Annotated in this window: 20 protein-coding genes; 8 read left to right on the top strand and 12 right to left on the bottom strand. The window is 60.7% G+C overall.

Going from position 1 to position 14,673, the window contains the following annotated elements; all coding sequences use genetic code 11:
- Positions 1-6: 6 nt before the first annotated feature.
- The gene (aroA, locus tag PAF20_RS12480; protein ID WP_271070954.1) at positions 7-1,338 is read left to right on the top strand and encodes a 3-phosphoshikimate 1-carboxyvinyltransferase; all 1,332 of its coding nucleotides are present in this window, start codon (positions 7-9) and stop codon (positions 1,336-1,338) included.
- 2 nt (positions 1,339-1,340) lie between these two features.
- Here the strand turns inward: aroA and PAF20_RS12475 are convergent, their stop codons facing one another.
- Positions 1,341-1,757 (bottom strand): VOC family protein, encoded by a 417-nt coding sequence (locus tag PAF20_RS12475; protein ID WP_271070953.1) that lies wholly within the window; start codon positions 1,755-1,757, stop codon positions 1,341-1,343.
- A gap of 109 nt (positions 1,758-1,866) precedes the next feature.
- Between PAF20_RS12475 and PAF20_RS12470 the strand changes: the two genes are divergently transcribed.
- The 3 genes from PAF20_RS12470 to PAF20_RS12460 are packed head-to-tail and all read left to right on the top strand — an operon-like array spanning position 1,867 to position 3,072.
- The gene (locus PAF20_RS12470) at positions 1,867-2,244 is read left to right on the top strand and encodes an NADH:ubiquinone oxidoreductase subunit NDUFA12 (protein WP_271070952.1); all 378 of its coding nucleotides are present in this window, start codon (positions 1,867-1,869) and stop codon (positions 2,242-2,244) included.
- Positions 2,245-2,251: 7 nt separating this feature from the next.
- Complete coding sequence (gene mlaD / locus PAF20_RS12465; RefSeq protein WP_271070951.1) at positions 2,252-2,704, top strand: outer membrane lipid asymmetry maintenance protein MlaD; 453 nt, start codon at positions 2,252-2,254, stop codon at positions 2,702-2,704.
- Entirely contained in the window at positions 2,701-3,072 is a 372-nt protein-coding gene (locus PAF20_RS12460; RefSeq protein ID WP_271070950.1) for a DUF2155 domain-containing protein, read from the top strand. The genes mlaD and PAF20_RS12460 overlap by 4 nt, the downstream gene beginning before the upstream one ends.
- Here PAF20_RS12460 and aat read toward each other — a convergent pair.
- Genes aat through accB form a run of 3 tightly spaced genes read right to left on the bottom strand, consistent with a single transcriptional unit; the run spans position 3,036 to position 5,546 of the window.
- A complete protein-coding gene (aat, locus tag PAF20_RS12455; RefSeq protein ID WP_491899791.1) occupies positions 3,036-3,665 on the bottom strand; it encodes a leucyl/phenylalanyl-tRNA--protein transferase in 630 nt (209 codons plus the stop codon). The two genes, PAF20_RS12460 and aat, sit on opposite strands and share 37 nt — an antisense overlap.
- The gene (gene accC / locus PAF20_RS12450) at positions 3,662-5,011 is read right to left on the bottom strand and encodes an acetyl-CoA carboxylase biotin carboxylase subunit (protein ID WP_271073327.1); all 1,350 of its coding nucleotides are present in this window, start codon (positions 5,009-5,011) and stop codon (positions 3,662-3,664) included. The genes aat and accC overlap by 4 nt, the downstream gene beginning before the upstream one ends.
- Before the next feature lie 7 nt (positions 5,012-5,018).
- Positions 5,019-5,546: an acetyl-CoA carboxylase biotin carboxyl carrier protein gene (gene accB / locus PAF20_RS12445; RefSeq protein ID WP_271070949.1), complete on the bottom strand. Its 528-nt coding sequence runs from the start codon at positions 5,544-5,546 to the stop codon at positions 5,019-5,021.
- Positions 5,547-5,730: 184 nt separating this feature from the next.
- Here accB and PAF20_RS12440 point away from each other — a divergent pair, with 184 nt between their 5' ends.
- Positions 5,731-6,225, top strand: a complete 495-nt coding sequence (locus PAF20_RS12440; protein WP_271070948.1) for a hypothetical protein — start codon at positions 5,731-5,733, stop codon at positions 6,223-6,225.
- Between the two features lie 37 nt (positions 6,226-6,262).
- On the opposite strand, the gene PAF20_RS12435 is transcribed toward PAF20_RS12440, so the two are convergent.
- Genes PAF20_RS12435 through hisA form a run of 4 tightly spaced genes read right to left on the bottom strand, consistent with a single transcriptional unit; the run spans position 6,263 to position 8,294 of the window.
- Complete coding sequence (locus PAF20_RS12435) at positions 6,263-6,580, bottom strand: phosphoribosyl-ATP diphosphatase (RefSeq protein WP_271070947.1); 318 nt, start codon at positions 6,578-6,580, stop codon at positions 6,263-6,265.
- Positions 6,577-7,338 (bottom strand): imidazole glycerol phosphate synthase subunit HisF, encoded by a 762-nt coding sequence (gene hisF / locus PAF20_RS12430; protein WP_271070946.1) that lies wholly within the window; start codon positions 7,336-7,338, stop codon positions 6,577-6,579. Before hisF ends, PAF20_RS12435 begins: the two co-directional genes overlap by 4 nt.
- A 38-nt stretch (positions 7,339-7,376) precedes the next feature.
- Positions 7,377-7,562 (bottom strand): hypothetical protein, encoded by a 186-nt coding sequence (locus PAF20_RS12425; RefSeq protein ID WP_271070945.1) that lies wholly within the window; start codon positions 7,560-7,562, stop codon positions 7,377-7,379.
- 12 nt (positions 7,563-7,574) lie between these two features.
- Complete coding sequence (gene hisA / locus PAF20_RS12420; protein WP_271070944.1) at positions 7,575-8,294, bottom strand: 1-(5-phosphoribosyl)-5-[(5-phosphoribosylamino)methylideneamino]imidazole-4-carboxamide isomerase; 720 nt, start codon at positions 8,292-8,294, stop codon at positions 7,575-7,577.
- Between the two features lie 175 nt (positions 8,295-8,469).
- On the opposite strand from hisA, the gene PAF20_RS12415 reads away from it, so the two are divergent.
- Positions 8,470-8,853 carry a DUF2147 domain-containing protein gene (locus PAF20_RS12415; RefSeq protein ID WP_271070943.1) on the top strand — a complete coding sequence of 128 codons (384 nt, stop codon included), beginning with the start codon at positions 8,470-8,472 and terminating at the stop codon, positions 8,851-8,853.
- Positions 8,854-8,906: 53 nt separating this feature from the next.
- Here the strand turns inward: PAF20_RS12415 and hisH are convergent, their stop codons facing one another.
- From hisH to PAF20_RS12395, 4 genes are read right to left on the bottom strand one after another with little or no spacing between them, the layout of a single operon-like run.
- Positions 8,907-9,542 carry an imidazole glycerol phosphate synthase subunit HisH gene (hisH, locus tag PAF20_RS12410; RefSeq protein WP_271070942.1) on the bottom strand — a complete coding sequence of 212 codons (636 nt, stop codon included), beginning with the start codon at positions 9,540-9,542 and terminating at the stop codon, positions 8,907-8,909.
- The gene (gene hisB, locus PAF20_RS12405) at positions 9,542-10,126 is read right to left on the bottom strand and encodes an imidazoleglycerol-phosphate dehydratase HisB (protein WP_271073326.1); all 585 of its coding nucleotides are present in this window, start codon (positions 10,124-10,126) and stop codon (positions 9,542-9,544) included. Before hisB ends, hisH begins: the two co-directional genes overlap by 1 nt.
- A gap of 45 nt (positions 10,127-10,171) precedes the next feature.
- The gene (locus tag PAF20_RS12400) at positions 10,172-11,527 is read right to left on the bottom strand and encodes a TrkH family potassium uptake protein (RefSeq protein ID WP_271070941.1); all 1,356 of its coding nucleotides are present in this window, start codon (positions 11,525-11,527) and stop codon (positions 10,172-10,174) included.
- On the bottom strand, positions 11,524-12,177 hold the full coding sequence (locus PAF20_RS12395; RefSeq protein ID WP_271070940.1) for a potassium channel family protein: 654 nt from the start codon (positions 12,175-12,177) through the stop codon (positions 11,524-11,526). The genes PAF20_RS12400 and PAF20_RS12395 overlap by 4 nt, the downstream gene beginning before the upstream one ends.
- Before the next feature lie 195 nt (positions 12,178-12,372).
- Between PAF20_RS12395 and PAF20_RS12390 the strand changes: the two genes are divergently transcribed.
- On the top strand, positions 12,373-14,094 hold the full coding sequence (locus PAF20_RS12390; RefSeq protein ID WP_271070939.1) for a BCCT family transporter: 1,722 nt from the start codon (positions 12,373-12,375) through the stop codon (positions 14,092-14,094).
- A gap of 114 nt (positions 14,095-14,208) precedes the next feature.
- Entirely contained in the window at positions 14,209-14,673 is a 465-nt protein-coding gene (locus tag PAF20_RS12385; RefSeq protein WP_271070938.1) for a hypothetical protein, read from the top strand.

The raw sequence follows: 14,673 nt of genomic DNA, 5'->3' as shown, positions 1-14,673 counted from the left end.
ACCACAATGTCCCACGGTCCCGCCACGCCCATGAGTTCGCGTCCCGGAAACCCGTTGAGGGGCGCGGCGGCGATACCGGGTGACAAGTCGATCAGCCATCGTGCGCTGATCCTTGGTGCGTTGGCCGTCGGGCGAACTCATATCACGGGCTTGCTTGAAGGGCAGGACGTGCTGGACACGGCGAAAGCCATGCAGGCTTTCGGCGCGACTGTCGAGCGGCTCGGCCCGGGTGAGTGGACCGTTGACGGCGTCGGCGTGGGCGGCTTTGCCGAGCCTGCGGGCGTGATTGATTGCGGCAATTCCGGTACGGGTGTGCGGCTGATCATGGGCGCGATGGCCACCACACCCATCACCGCGACATTTACCGGCGATGCCAGCCTTTCGAAGCGGCCAATGGGGCGCATCACCGATCCGATAAGCCTGTTCGGGGCAGAGATCACGGCGCGTGAAGGTGGCTTGTTGCCCGTGACGATCAAGGGGGCAGAGGACGCCGTTCCTGTCACCTATCGCACCCCTGTTGCATCCGCGCAGATTAAATCGGCCGTGCTGCTGGCCGGGCTGAACGCACCGGGACAGACCGTTGTGATCGAGGCGGAGCCAACGCGCGATCACTCTGAACGGATGCTGGCGGGTTTCGGCGCGACGATCACGACCGAAAACACGCAGGAAGGCCGGGTTATCACCCTGACCGGACAGCCAGAGTTGAAGGCGCAACAGGTCGCCGTTCCGCGTGACCCCTCGTCTGCCGCTTTCCCGGTGGCAGCGGCCTTGATCGTACCGGGCTCGGAGATCCGGGTGGACGGTATCAGCCGCAATCCGACGCGCGACGGGTTGTATGTGACGCTGGCAGAGATGGGTGCCGATCTGACATGGGAGAATGACCGTGAAGAGGGTGGAGAGCCCGTCGCTGACCTGATCGTGCGGCATTCCACTCTGACCGGGGTAAGCGTGCCTGCGGAACGCGCGGCATCCATGATCGATGAGTTCCCGATTCTGTCGGTGGTCGCTGCAATGGCCACGGGCGATACGGTGATGAATGGCGTGGCAGAGCTGCGCGTGAAGGAATCCGACCGTATCGACGCGATGGCAAAGGGGCTGCGCGCCAATGGCGTTGACGTGTCTGAAACCCCGGACAGCATGACCGTGCACGGCACGGGCGGCATTCAGGGGGGCGGTGCAGCGGTGGAAACCCATCTGGATCACCGGATCGCCATGTCGTTCCTGATTGCCGGTCTTGCAGCCGAGTCGGCCGTCACGATTGATGACGCATCCGCCATCGCCACCTCTTTTCCGGATTTCGTCGCACTGATGACCGGACTGGGCGCCGACCTGAGCTAGAACTAATTTATGTCAATTTCGATACCTTGGGCTGACCGGCGCGAAACGCGCTCATCAAACTTGGCCTCGATATTGTTGCCATCTGGATCCAGCACATAGGCGGCGAAATAGCCTGGGTGATAGTCGCGTCCGCCGGGCGGACCATTGTCGCGCCCGCCAGCCGCAATGGCGGCTTCGTGGAAGCGTTCGACGCTGGCTTTGTCCGGCGCCTGAAAGGCCAAATGGACCTGGCTTACCTGCTCACCGGGCGTAACTTCTTCGATAAAAAGCTCGTCACATTCCATCCAGTCGCGGCCAAAGCCGGTGCAGTCGGTGCGGCCCAGAGCATCCAGAACGGCCTGATAGAATTCGCGCGACGCATTGAAATTGCGCACTCGCAAATGGATATGGTCCAGCAGACGGCCTTGATAATAACGCATCGTCAACCCCCGAGTCGCAACGCATCAATCTTATCACAGTTCCGCCGCTACTGGACCAATCCCTCGGTTTGCGGCATAGACAAGGCAAGAGACCCGAAGGAGTTCGCCCATGTGGATCGTTGATCGTATTCTGACCTGGTGGCGGGGGCAGACCCTGAACACGCAGGTCTGGACTGCGCTTTATGGCGAGAAGGTCGGGGAAGACGATCAGGGTAATGTCTATTACCAATCCAAGAAGGGTAATCGCCGCTGGGTGATCTATAACGGCGAATCCGAAGCAAGTCGCGTGCCCGTCGAATGGCATGGCTGGCTGCATCACACCTTCAAGGAACCGCCAACCAAGGAACCGTTCCAGCGTCGCGCATGGGAATTGCCCAGCCAGATGAACATGACCGGCACGCCGCAGGCTTACCGGCCGCAATCTTCTGTCTACCGCGCCGACCCTGCGCCGCGCAGCGATTACGACGCGTGGCAACCCGATCAATGAGCCTGACATGAGCGATGACAGCCGGGCAGAGTTCATCGCCGGCGGTCTGGTGCTGGCGGTTGCGGCAGGTTTCCTGATCCTCGCAGCCGGTCCGCGGCTGATGCCGGGCGGCGGCTATGATCTGATGGCCGCATTTCCCAATGTCGAAGGGATCGAGAAGGGATCAGAGATCCGAATGGCTGGCGTGCCGGTCGGACGGGTCACGGAGATTTCGCTGAACCCGGAAACCTATCTGGCAGAAGCGCAACTTCGCCTTCGTGACGGTGTCGTCCTGCCCGCTGATTCCGCCGCGATCATTCAATCGGATGGCCTGCTGGGAGGCGCTTATCTTGAACTTCAGCCGGGCGGCAGCCCCGATAACCTTGCGCCCGGCGACGAGATCGAGGATGTGCAGGGCGCTGTCAGCCTTTTGTCGCTGATGATGAAATTCGTCGATTCGCAAGCGAGTGACACAGAATGAAACCGACTATCGCGGCCGCACTGATGGCTGTCAGCATCAGCTTTCCTGCTCTGTCGCAGGACGGTATCCAGACGACCCGTGGGAATGGCGCGATTCTGCGCGCCCTTGATAAGGTCTCAAGCGATATCCGTGACCTCCAACTCGCACCCGGAGAGGCGGCAGAGGTTGGCAGGCTGACCGTGCGGCTTGGCGAATGCCGCTATCCGACCGATGACCCGAACTCTGACGCCTATGCGCAGATGGTCATCACCGACCGCAACAGCGGCGCGACACTGTTTGACGGCTGGATGGTCGCATCCTCACCGGCTTTGTCATCGCTGGACGATGCGCGCTACGACGTTTGGGTTCTGGGCTGCCAGAGCGCGTGAGCAGGCGGAAGGGGGCGCGACCTGATATCCGCGTCCACCCGGATCGCCCGGGATAGCCGCCGAAGATAGACCACACGGGGAATGACCTTGCCGCCCATGCTGGTAAGGTGCGGCGTAGGGTATTGGGTGTCGAACAGGGTAAAGCCGCAGGCCTCCAGATGTGCTGACAACCAGATCAGCGCAGCCTTGGAGCCGTTCTTCTGCGCGGAAAACATGCTTTCGCCGAAAAATGCCCCGCCGATGGTCAGGCCGAAAACCCCACCGACAAGTTCCCGACCGAGCCGGACTTCAAGGGAATGCGCACGACCCATATCGTGCAGTGCCCCGTAAAGTCTGAACAACTCGCCATTGATCCATGTTTCGTCGCGATTGGCGCAGGCGCTGACCACGGCAGAAAATTCGCCGTTCAGCTTCGCCCGCCACCCGCTCTGCCGCAGATGCCGTCGCATGGAGCGTGAGATATGCACACCCCCGATCGGCAATATGCCCCGCTCTGACGGTTCGCACCAATGAAGTGCAGGGTCGTCTGCCGAGGATGCCATGGGGAAGATGCCATTTGCATATCCCCACAGCATGTCGCTTGGCGTGATCAAGCTGGCGCGTTCTCGCTCAGCCAGCGTTCCAGCCAGTGGATCGAGTAATTGCCGGTCTGGATATCAGGCTCTTGCAAAAGTGCGTGGAACAGCGGGGTCGTGTTGTCGACACCGTCAATGATCAATTCCGACAGCGCCCGGTTCAGGCGCGCAAGCGCCTCTGGCCGGTCGCGGCCATGCACGATCAGCTTACCGATCAGGCTGTCGTAATAGGGCGGTATGACATAGCCGTCATAGATCGCACTATCCATCCGCACACCCAGACCGCCCGGCGCGTGAAACTGGGTGATCTTGCCGGGCGAGGGGCTGAAATTCGGCAGCTTCTCGGCGTTGATGCGAACCTCGATCGAATGGCCGTTGATGGCCAGATCGTCCTGCACCAGCTCCATCGGTTCACCTGCCGCGACGCGGATCTGTTCCCGGACCAGGTCAACGCCGTAAATCGCCTCTGTTACCGGATGCTCGACCTGAAGGCGTGTGTTCATCTCGATGAAATAGAACTCACCGTCTTCATAGAGGAACTCGATGGTGCCCGCGCCGATATATCCCAGCTTCTTCATCGCATCCGCGCAGATCGTGCCGATCCTCTCCCGCTCTTCGGCAGAGATCGAAGGGCCGGGCGCCTCTTCCAGCACCTTCTGGTGACGCCGCTGCAGCGAACAGTCACGCTCGCCCAGATAAACCGCATTGCCCTTGCCGTCGCCGAAGACCTGAATCTCGATATGACGCGGCTTTTGCAGATACTTTTCGATATAGACGTCCGGGTTGCCGAATGCGGCCTTGGCTTCGGAACGGGCGGTGCGGAAAGCGACCTCCAGCCCCTTTTCGTCAGACGCAACCTTCATGCCGCGACCGCCGCCACCGGCTGTGGCCTTGATGATGACCGGATAGCCGATTTCTGCCGCGACCCGCTTGGCGTCATCGACGTCGTTCACCCCACCTTCAGAGCCGGGAACGACCGGGATGCCCAGCTCCTTCGCGGTTTCCTTGGCGGTGATCTTGTCGCCCATGATGCGAATATGTTCCGCCTTCGGGCCGATAAAGGTGATGTCGTGATCGTCCAGCATCTGCGCGAAAGCGGCGTTTTCCGACAGAAAACCATAGCCGGGATGAACCGCCTGTGCCCCGGTGATTTCGCATGCCGCAATAATCGCTGCCGGGTTCAGATAGCTTTCCGATGACTGGTTCGGCCCGATACAGACCGATTCGTCCGCCATGCGCACATGCATTGCGTTGGTATCGGCGGCCGAGTGGACGGCGACGGACTGAATGCCCATCTCCCGCGCCGCGCGGATCACGCGCAGCGCGATCTCGCCGCGATTGGCAATCAGGATCTTGTCGAACATCCCGGCCTCATTCCACGACCATGAGGGGCGCGCCATATTCGACCGGCGTTCCGTCATCGACGAGGATGCGCTTCACCGTGCCGGATTTCGGCGAGGGAATGTGGTTCATCGTCTTCATTGCCTCGACGATCAGCAGGGTGTCCCCCTCGCTGACCTGCTGGCCGATCGTGACAAAGGGTGCCGCGCCGGGTTCCGCCGACAGATAGGCCGTGCCCACCATGGGTGAGGTGATGGCACCCGGCAGATCAGCCGGATCGCCGCCCGTTGCACCCGGTGCCGTGGTCGGGGTGGCCGGGCTTTGCGGGGCTGCTGCTGCAGCCTGTGGTGCCGGCTGCGCCGTATAGGCGGGGGCGGGGGCGGCGGCCACAACCTGCTTGCCGTGTTTGGACAGGCTGATTGTCAGCCGGTCATGTTCGCCATATTCGCGTTTTACCGACAGTTCTGCCAGTTCGCTGCTGTTCAAAAGTTCGGCCAGCGACTCAATGAAAGCGACGTCGCTCTCGTGGTTCTTGCCGGATTTGCCGAATGCGGTCATGAGAATCCTCTGCCTTGTGTAACCCGCGTCTTGCGCACGGCGCGATTTGGGCGGCTTATACCAAGGAACGCAGGGTAAGGAAAAGTAAATTGGCCACTTTGCCTGTTATTTCCGTGATGATTTCGTCACCGCTTATCTCAACAATATGACGGCAAACGCCGTCTTTATACAAGGAGTTGTGTTAATGAGTAGGTTTTTGCGACTTTTCGCCTGCGCTTCGCCCGTCTTACTTGCAGCCCTTCCTGCCTTTGCGGATGAGCTTGCTTATCTCGACAGCCGCTATTTCGGATCGGCGGGGGTGTGTGACGCGGCTGTTTCAGACAGCGTCAGCGCCCTTCCCGATGCGATAATACTGACAGGCGACCGGGGCCGCAGGGAGTTTTTGTTCAACTATCCCGGCACCTGTTCGATCGACAGCATCGTCAGCCCGAATATGTATGGGCGCGGCAGCGAAGGCGTGCAGACCTCAATGGTTGCCGTGTCATGCATCAGCGATGTCGCGGTGCCGGATTTCGAACTGCTTGCACTGGAATATCAACCCAACGCCCGTAACGGTGCCGGGACAGTCGATATTTATCCAGTCGGCTCGGCGAGTGATGTCGCCAGTTCCATGTTGGGGACATATGAGGAATGCAAAGGCGATGCGGCGGCGGCACTGGTGCGTATGTACGGCGGATAAATGCTGAAGCGTCAGGCTAGGGCGCAGGGACAGGCAATCAGCCGCGGCTGGCCTTTTCATCAATGCCGGACTGATGCTCTCGCCGGGCCAGTTCTGTGCCGACATCGGCCAGCGTAAGGCCACGCGCCGCAAGCATGACTGCAAGGTGATAGAGGGCATCCGCCGCTTCGGACGTCAGTTTATCGCGGTCGCCCTTCACGGCCTCGATAATCGCCTCAACCGCTTCTTCACCGAATTTTTCGGCGCATTTTTCTGGGCCCTTGGACAGCAGCTTTGCCGTCCAGCTTGTCTGCGGATCGGCGTCTTTGCGGCTGGCGATGGTTTCATCCAGCCGTGCGAATGCGTCATAACTCATGTCAACCTCACTGGAATGCCGGCGGCCGACAGATGCGCCTTCGCCTCTCCCACGGTGAAGGTGCCGAAATGGAAGATAGAGGCAGCCAGCAACGCGCTCGCATGGCCCTCTGTCACGCCTTCGACCAGATGTTCCAGCCTTCCGACCCCGCCCGAGGCGATGACGGGTACATCCACCGCATCGGCCACCGCGCGCGTCAGGGCCACGTTAAATCCCGATTTCGTTCCGTCACGATCCATCGATGTCAGCAGGATTTCACCCGCGCCCTTCGCTGCGACCGTTCGGGCAAATTCCACGGCGTCGATCCCGGTTTCCCGCCGCCCGCCATGCGTGAATATCTCCCACTTGCCGGGCGCGACGGTCTTCGCGTCAATCGCGCAGACGATGCATTGTGAACCAAAACGATCCGCCGCCTCTGCGATCACATCCGGGTTGGCCACTGCGGCAGAGTTGAACGACACCTTGTCCGCCCCCGCAAGCAGCAGCGCCCGTACATCCTGATGCGTCCGGACGCCGCCACCGACTGTCAGCGGAACAAAGCATTGCTCTGCCGTTCGGGTCACAACGTCGAACATCGTGCCGCGATTTTCATGCGTGGCGTGAATATCCAGAAAGCAGATCTCATCCGCGCCAGCGGCGTCATAGGCCTTTGCAGCCTCAACCGGATCGCCTGCGTCGATCAGGTCGACAAAGTTCACACCCTTGACCACACGGCCATCGGCAACGTCCAGACAGGGAATGATGCGCGTCTTCAGCATGAGTTACAGATAGCCTCGGTCATGGCAGGTGGGAAGGGCTAGTGCTTGTCGGGCCCGCGTATGATCAGCGCGTGAAGCAGGACTGCGCCTGCCGCCGCGAACAGCAGCGCCCATAACAGATTGTCGCCCATCAGCTCCACAATGGCCCAAGCGAAGGGAAAGACCACGCAAAGGATACGCACCCAAGCCTTGCGAAAGAACGGATGGTTCGGATCGACCAGCATATGCCCCCTCGCTCAGCCCTTCAGCGCATAAAGCGCCGCCTGCAGATCAAGCGCACCATCATAAAGCGCCCGACCAGAAATCGCACCGGCGATCACCCCGGTATCGCGCAGCGCCGTCAGGTCCGCCATGGACGAGACCCCGCCCGATGCAATCACGGGAATCGAAACCGACCGCGCCAGGGCCTCGGTCGCCTCGATATTCGGGCCGCCCATCGCGCCGTCGCGGTCAATGTCGGTATAGATGATGGCCGCAACGCCGGCATCTTCGAAGCTGCGGGCAAGTTCGGTGGCCTGAACTTCTGTTTCCTCGGCCCAGCCCTTGGTTGCAACATAACCCTTGCGCGCGTCGATACCCACCGCCACGCGGTCCGGAAATGCCTTTGCGGCCTGCCGGACCAGATCGGGGTTTTCGACCGCGACCGTCCCGAGGATCACCCGTTTCAGCCCCTTGGACAGCCACATCTCAATCGTGGCCATGTCGCGGATACCGCCGCCAAGCTGCGCAGGTATGGTTGTCGCGGCAAGGATGGCTTCCACCGCCTCTGCATTGACCGGCTGGCCTGCGAATGCGCCGTTCAGATCGACCAGATGCAGCCATTCCGCGCCCGCTTCCTGAAACGCCCTGGCCTGCGCTGCGGGGTCAGAGCCGAAAACCGTCGCCGCATCCATATCGCCGCGCAGCAGGCGCACGCAGTTGCCGTCCTTCAGGTCGATGGCGGGATAAAGGATCATGTCTTGCTCCGGCTGGCTTCTGACCGGCTTTGCCACAGGGGCGGTCCTTGGGCAAGACGGCGAGGGTTTGGCAAAGCGGAAGCAGCGTCAAGCGCGCTTGCGACCCCACGTCATTCTTGCGTGAATCACCTCGCTGCCCTCTCATTCCGCCAATTGATCTTTTTGGGAGGAGACCATGAAGAAATTCGCACTCGCCGCCGCATTCGGCCTGATCGCCACAGCAGCATCCGCCGACCCGATCGAGGGACTCTGGCAGACACAGCCGGATGAGGGCGCCTTCGCTTATGTCCAGATCGGTCCCTGCGGCAACGCCTATTGCGGCACCATCACACGCACCTTCAAGGATAAGGCTGAATTCGATTCGCCCAACAAGGGCAAGCAGATCGTGATCGACATGGTCCCGCAGGGTGGCGGCAGCTACAAAGGCCAGGTCCTGCGCCCCGCCGACAACAAGATCTACAGCGGCAAGGCAACCGTCAGCGGCAACTCGATGGCGCTGTCGGGCTGTGTCGCCGGCGGCCTGATCTGCAAGAAGCAGAACTGGGCGCGGCTGCAGTAAGCTGACTTGCAAATAAATCGAAAAGGGCGGCCCATTGGGCCGTCCTTCTTGGTTCAAGGTTTCCAGTTCAGGAAATTCGCGATGATGCGCAGCCCCACCGCCTGCGATTTTTCGGGGTGGAATTGGGTGCCGACGATATTGTCGCGACCCACAATCGCCGTGACCGGCCCGCCATAATCGACATCCGCCAACAGATGCGTGGGATCGGACGGATGGAACTGCCAGCTATGAACGAAATAGGCGTGATCGCCGTCGCTAATCCCCTCCAGCACCGGATGAGGCGCGCGCAGCCGCAGATCGTTCCAGCCCATATGCGGCACCTTCAGCGAGGTATCTGCAGGCCGGATCGCATCAATCTGACCGCCGATCCAGCCAAGCCCCGCTGTATCGCGGTACTCATGCCCGATATCGGCCAGCATCTGCATCCCCACGCAGATCCCCATGAAGGGGACGGCGCGAACCTCGACCGCTTCGCGCAGCGCCTCGACCATGCCCGGCACGGCTTCAAGCGCCGCCTTGCAGGCCGGAAAGGCACCATCACCCGGCAGCACGATCCGGTCGGCGTTCGACACCAGATCAGGGTCCGAGGTCACGACAACCTCTGCCCCTATCTGCCGCCCCATCACCGCAAAGGCTTTCTCAGCCGAATGAAGGTTCCCGCTGTCGTAATCGACAAGCGCAACCCGCATCACAGCGCACCCTTGGTCGAGGGCAGGGCGTCACTGCGCGGATCGGCCTCCACCGCTTCACGCAGCGCGCGGGCGACGGATTTGAATGCGGCCTCTGCAATGTGGTGGCTGTTGATCCCGTGCAGCGCGTCGACATGCAGTGTGATGCCGCCATGCGTGGACAGCGCCTGGAAGAACTCTCGCACCAGTTCGGTATCAAACGAGCCGATCTTCTGCGTCGGAAATTCAACATTCCACACCAGGTAAGGTCGCCCCGACAGATCCAGTGCCGACCGCACAAGCGCATCGTCCATCGCCAGAAGGAACGACCCGTAGCGCCGGATGCCCTTCTTGTCGCCAAGCGCCTTCACCAGAGCCTGCCCGATGGCAATGCCACAATCTTCAACCGTGTGGTGATCGTCGATATGCAGGTCGCCCTTCGCCCTGACCGTCAGGTCGATCAGCGAATGACGCGAAAGCTGGTCCAGCATATGATCGAAAAAGCCGACGCCGGTCTGGTTGTCATAGACACCCGTCCCGTCAAGGTTCACGCTGACCTCTATCTCTGTCTCGGCTGTCTTGCGGCTGATCTCTGCCTTGCGCATCGCATATCCCTTCATTGCCAGCCGCTTATAGGCCGCGCTTTCGGATCAGCCAAGATGGACCTGCCCTTCAGGGTAGCGAACGCGCGGCGTGGTACGCGTAGCAAGGAAAAAGCCAAGCGTCAGCGGCCCGACGCGGCCAAGGAACATCATCACCATGACCGTGATCCGCCCGAAACCGCTGAGATCGTCGGTATAATCCCGCGTCAGCCCGGCATTGCCGAAGGCACTGGCGATTTCGAAGCTGGCGTTCAGGAAGTCCCCATCATGCGTGGCGGTCAGCAGAAAAATTCCAGCAAAATTCAGTACCGCGGCAATCGCAATCAGCGCCATGACCTTCAAAACCTCATCCAGCCCGATGGACCGGCCAAAGGCCCAGATTTCTGTCCGCCGCCGGAAAAAGGCCAGTGTCGCAAGGAACATGACCATCACTGTCGTGACCTTGATCCCCCCGGCGGTAGAAGTCGGCCCGCCCCCGATCACCATCAGCGCCATGAACAGCAGCGCCGTGGAATCGTGCAGGCCCGCCATATCCGTAGTCGCAAAGCCCGCCGTCCGCGGGGTCACGCCCTGAAACCACGCAACCGCCATCCGCTCGGCGGCAGAGGGATATTGCGCCAGCGTCGCCGCGTTGTTCCATTCCATGATGGCGACCAGACTTACGCTGATTGCGATCAGGGCAAGACTGCCTACGACCATCAGCCGTGTATGCAGCCCCCAGCCCGTCCAGAACTTGCGGCGTCGAATATCAGACAGAACGACATAGCCAAGCCCCCCGGTGATAAACAACGCCGGCACGACAAGGTTGATGACCGGATGGGTTGCATAGGGCACCAGCCCATCTGGAAAGGTTGAAAAACCAGCATTGTTAAAGGCGGAAACCGAATGGAAGACGCCATGCCACAACCCCGCTGCGAAGCCGTGATAGGGCACGAATATCGCCGTTAGCACAATCGCCCCGATCCCCTCGGCCAGCAGCACCACGCGCAGGATGATACCCACCATCTTCGTCAGGCTGCTGAAAGATGTCTGGTTCAGATCCTCTCGCAGATAGGTCTGCTGGCGGATGCCGATCGGCAGGCCAAGCGCTGACAGCACCAGCACCGCAAAGCTCATCAGCCCCAACCCGCCAAGCTGGACCAGCACGATCAGCACGACCTGCCCCCAAAAGGTCAGCCCCGTCGCGACATCCACCACTGACAAGCCCGTCACCGTCACGGCAGAGGTCGAGGTGAAAAGCGCATCCATCAGACTGACAGGCTGCGTCGTGGCAAATGGCATCGACAGCAGGGCCGTGCCCACAAGGACAAGCGCCAGATACAGCCCCGCCAGCACAGCAGGCGGCGGGGTCCGCCTTGCCCGCCGTGCGATCAACTGGCCCAGCGATGGGGAAGAGCTGCTCACAGCTTGCCGCTGAACGCCGTCAGTTCGGGCTTCTGACCCAGCAGCAGCAGCCGGTCCCCCGCGTCCAGCACAGTATCGGGCCGCACCTCATGGTATTCCGTGCCGCGCATCATGCCCAGATTGCGCACCTCTGGGCCAAGATCCAGCTGCGCCATCTGCGTACCGGCCAGCCCTTCCGGCACCCGCAGATTGACCACGTTGTAGCCATTTCCAAGCGCCACATAATCCTGCACCGCCGGGTTGTTCAGCATCTGTGCCGTATGCCGCCCCATCTCGATATCGGGCAGCAGAACCCGGTCAACGCCCATCTTCGACAGGATACGGTGATGGGTGCGGTTGTCGGCCTTGACCCAGATCTCTCCCACTCCGATCAGGCGCAGGTTCATCACGGTCAAAATGCTGGCCTCAAGATTGTCACCCATCGAAACTAACGCAACGTCATAACTCGCCGCGCCGGCCTCGCGCAGGGCGGCTTCATCGGTTGCATCAAGGATCGCGACATTGCTCAGCATATCGGCCAGATCGCCGACGCGCTTTTCGCTGATGTCGATCCCAAGAACCTGATTATCGAAGCCTGCCAAAGCCTTGGCGACAACGCTGCCGAAACTGCCCAGCCCGAGGACGACAAAACTGCGCCGTTTTCTGCCCATGAGATGCCCGCCTTCCTGTTGCTCCTGATGGTTTGAGCACCGCTTTCACGGGCCGTCAACAGGTGAGAATTCATCCGCAAATGTCACGGTTTCCCGAAGAATCCTGCGATGGGGTGGAATTCATAACGTGTTCGTGACATAAGCAGCGCCCTCAAAAACAGCACCGGAAATAAGAAAAAAATTGAAAGGGTATCAATGACAGATCCCACCGACCCACATCAGAATCATCCCGGAAGACCGGGTGATCCTGCCTATGAAGAACCCATTCTGGACGGGCGTCCCGAAGACACGCCAGAGGCTGAACCGCTGCCCGCCCCGGAAGGAGCGACTGAGGTTATCGAAACCGATTATGAGATCGGACAGGATAACCTTGCTCACTCCTTCACGCTGGAGTTCGATATCCACAAGCCGGTTTTCACCATCTCGGCACTTTGCATCATCGCAATCACACTGGCATCGCTGATCTTCCAGCACCAGCTCGACCCCTTCTTCCAGGGGATGCGTGACTGGCTGACCGGCAACCTTGCGTGGTTCTTCCTGCTCGCTGCGAACGTCTTCGTTCTGCTCTGCATCGGGCTGATCGTGTCGCCGCTTGGCAACGTGCGCCTTGGCGGGCCCGACGCGACGCCGGACTTCTCTCTGGCAAGCTGGTTCGCCATGCTGTTCGCCGCCGGTATGGGCATCGGTCTGATGTTCTACGGCGTGTCAGAACCGATGAGCCATTTTGACACCTCGCTTGCCGGTCCGGTGGTCGAGGATGGCGTGCGCACCGACTGGGCACCGCTGCAAGGTGCCGCTGGTGACGAAATGGCAGCGCGCCGTCTGGGCATGGCTGCGACCATCTTCCACTGGGGTCTGCACCCCTGGGCGATCTATGCGATTGTTGCACTGGCACTGGCGCTGTTCTCGTTCAACAAGGGCCTGCCGCTGACCATGCGTTCGGTTTTCTACCCGATCCTTGGCGACCGTATCTGGGGCTGGCCGGGTCACATCATCGACATCCTCGCGGTTTTCGCGACGATTTTCGGTCTGGCAACCTCGCTCGGTTTCGGTGCGCAGCAGGCAACGGCGGGTCTGAACTTCCTGTTCGACATCCCGGCATCAAACACCACGATGGTGCTGCTGATTGTGGCGATCACCGCCGTGGCGATGATCTCGGTCATCACCGGTGTTGAAAAAGGCGTCAAGCGTCTGTCCGAAACGAACATGGTGCTGGCTTTCCTGCTGCTTTTGTTCGTCATCATTGTCGGCCCGAAACTGGCTGTGTTCAGCGCTTTCTTCGCCAATCTCAAGGCCTATGCGCAGGAACTTATCCCGCTGTCGAACCCCTTCGGCCGCGATGATGACAACTTCCGCCACGGCTGGACGGCCTTCTACTGGGCATGGTGGATCAGCTGGTCACCGTTCGTCGGCATGTTCATCGCGCGTGTTTCGCGTGGCCGGACGGTCCGTCAGTTCCTGGTGGCAGTTCTGCTGGTTCCGGCCATCGTGTCGGTCCTGTGGATGACCACCTTCGGTGGCACCGCCATCTCGATCACGCAGGCAGGCTTTGCCGGTATCTCAGATGCGGCGCTTGAACTGAAGCTGTTCGTTATGCTGTCGCAACTGCCGTGGACGCAGATCACCAGCTTCATCGGTATCGTGCTGGTTATCGTGTTCTTCATCACCTCGTCCGATTCGGGCTCGCTGGTGATTGATACGATCTCCTCGGGCGGCAAGGTGAACTCGCCCGCGCCGCAGCGCGTGTTCTGGTGCACGGTCGAAGGTCTGGTTGCCATCGCCCTGCTGCTGGCCGGTGGTCTGGACGCGCTTCAGGCTATGGCCGTTTCCACGGGCTTCCCGTTCACGATCGTTCTGCTTGGTGCTTGCTGGGCCATCGTGAAGGGCCTGATGGCCGAACGGCAAGAACTGAAATAACTGCGGACTCGTGCCGATTGTTACCGGACGGGCGGGGATTCCCTCGCCCGTTCTTGTTTTTCGGGCGTGGTCCTGTAAGAAGATTCTTCATGCAAATTCTTATCGGGATCACCCATGACCAGCTTTGCGGACAGTGAGAAGCGCCTGATCGCAGCTTTCGGCCGTATCGACGCTGCACTGGATCGCGCGGCTGAACAGCCCGCATCTGAGGCAAAGGCGCACAGCACAGAAGCCGCCGACAACCAGCAACTGGACGCCCTGCGCGCAGAAATCGCGGCCCTGAAGCGCCGCCTTGCCGAAGCGCATGAAGAAGCCGCGCGCCTCGCCCGCGCGAATGAGGCTTTGGCGCAGGCAAATACCGACCTGACAAAGGGCGGCGCAGACACCGAATCTGCGTTGCGGGCAGAACTCGATGCGCTCAAGGCCGCGCGGCAGGCCGAAATCGCGGCACTGGATGAGATCATGACCGGCCTGGAAGGGCTGATCGCCCGTGCGCCGCGTGCCTCTGATGCGCCCTATGCCGAAGATGTATCCCCGGAACCTGCCGATATCGTGGCATTCGATCAACGCGAGGGCTGA

It is taken from the genome of Paracoccus albus, assembly GCF_027913035.1.
In the GTDB taxonomy this organism is placed as follows: Bacteria; Pseudomonadota; Alphaproteobacteria; order Rhodobacterales; family Rhodobacteraceae; genus Paracoccus; species Paracoccus albus.
This window is presented reverse-complemented; position numbering and strand designations above follow the sequence as displayed.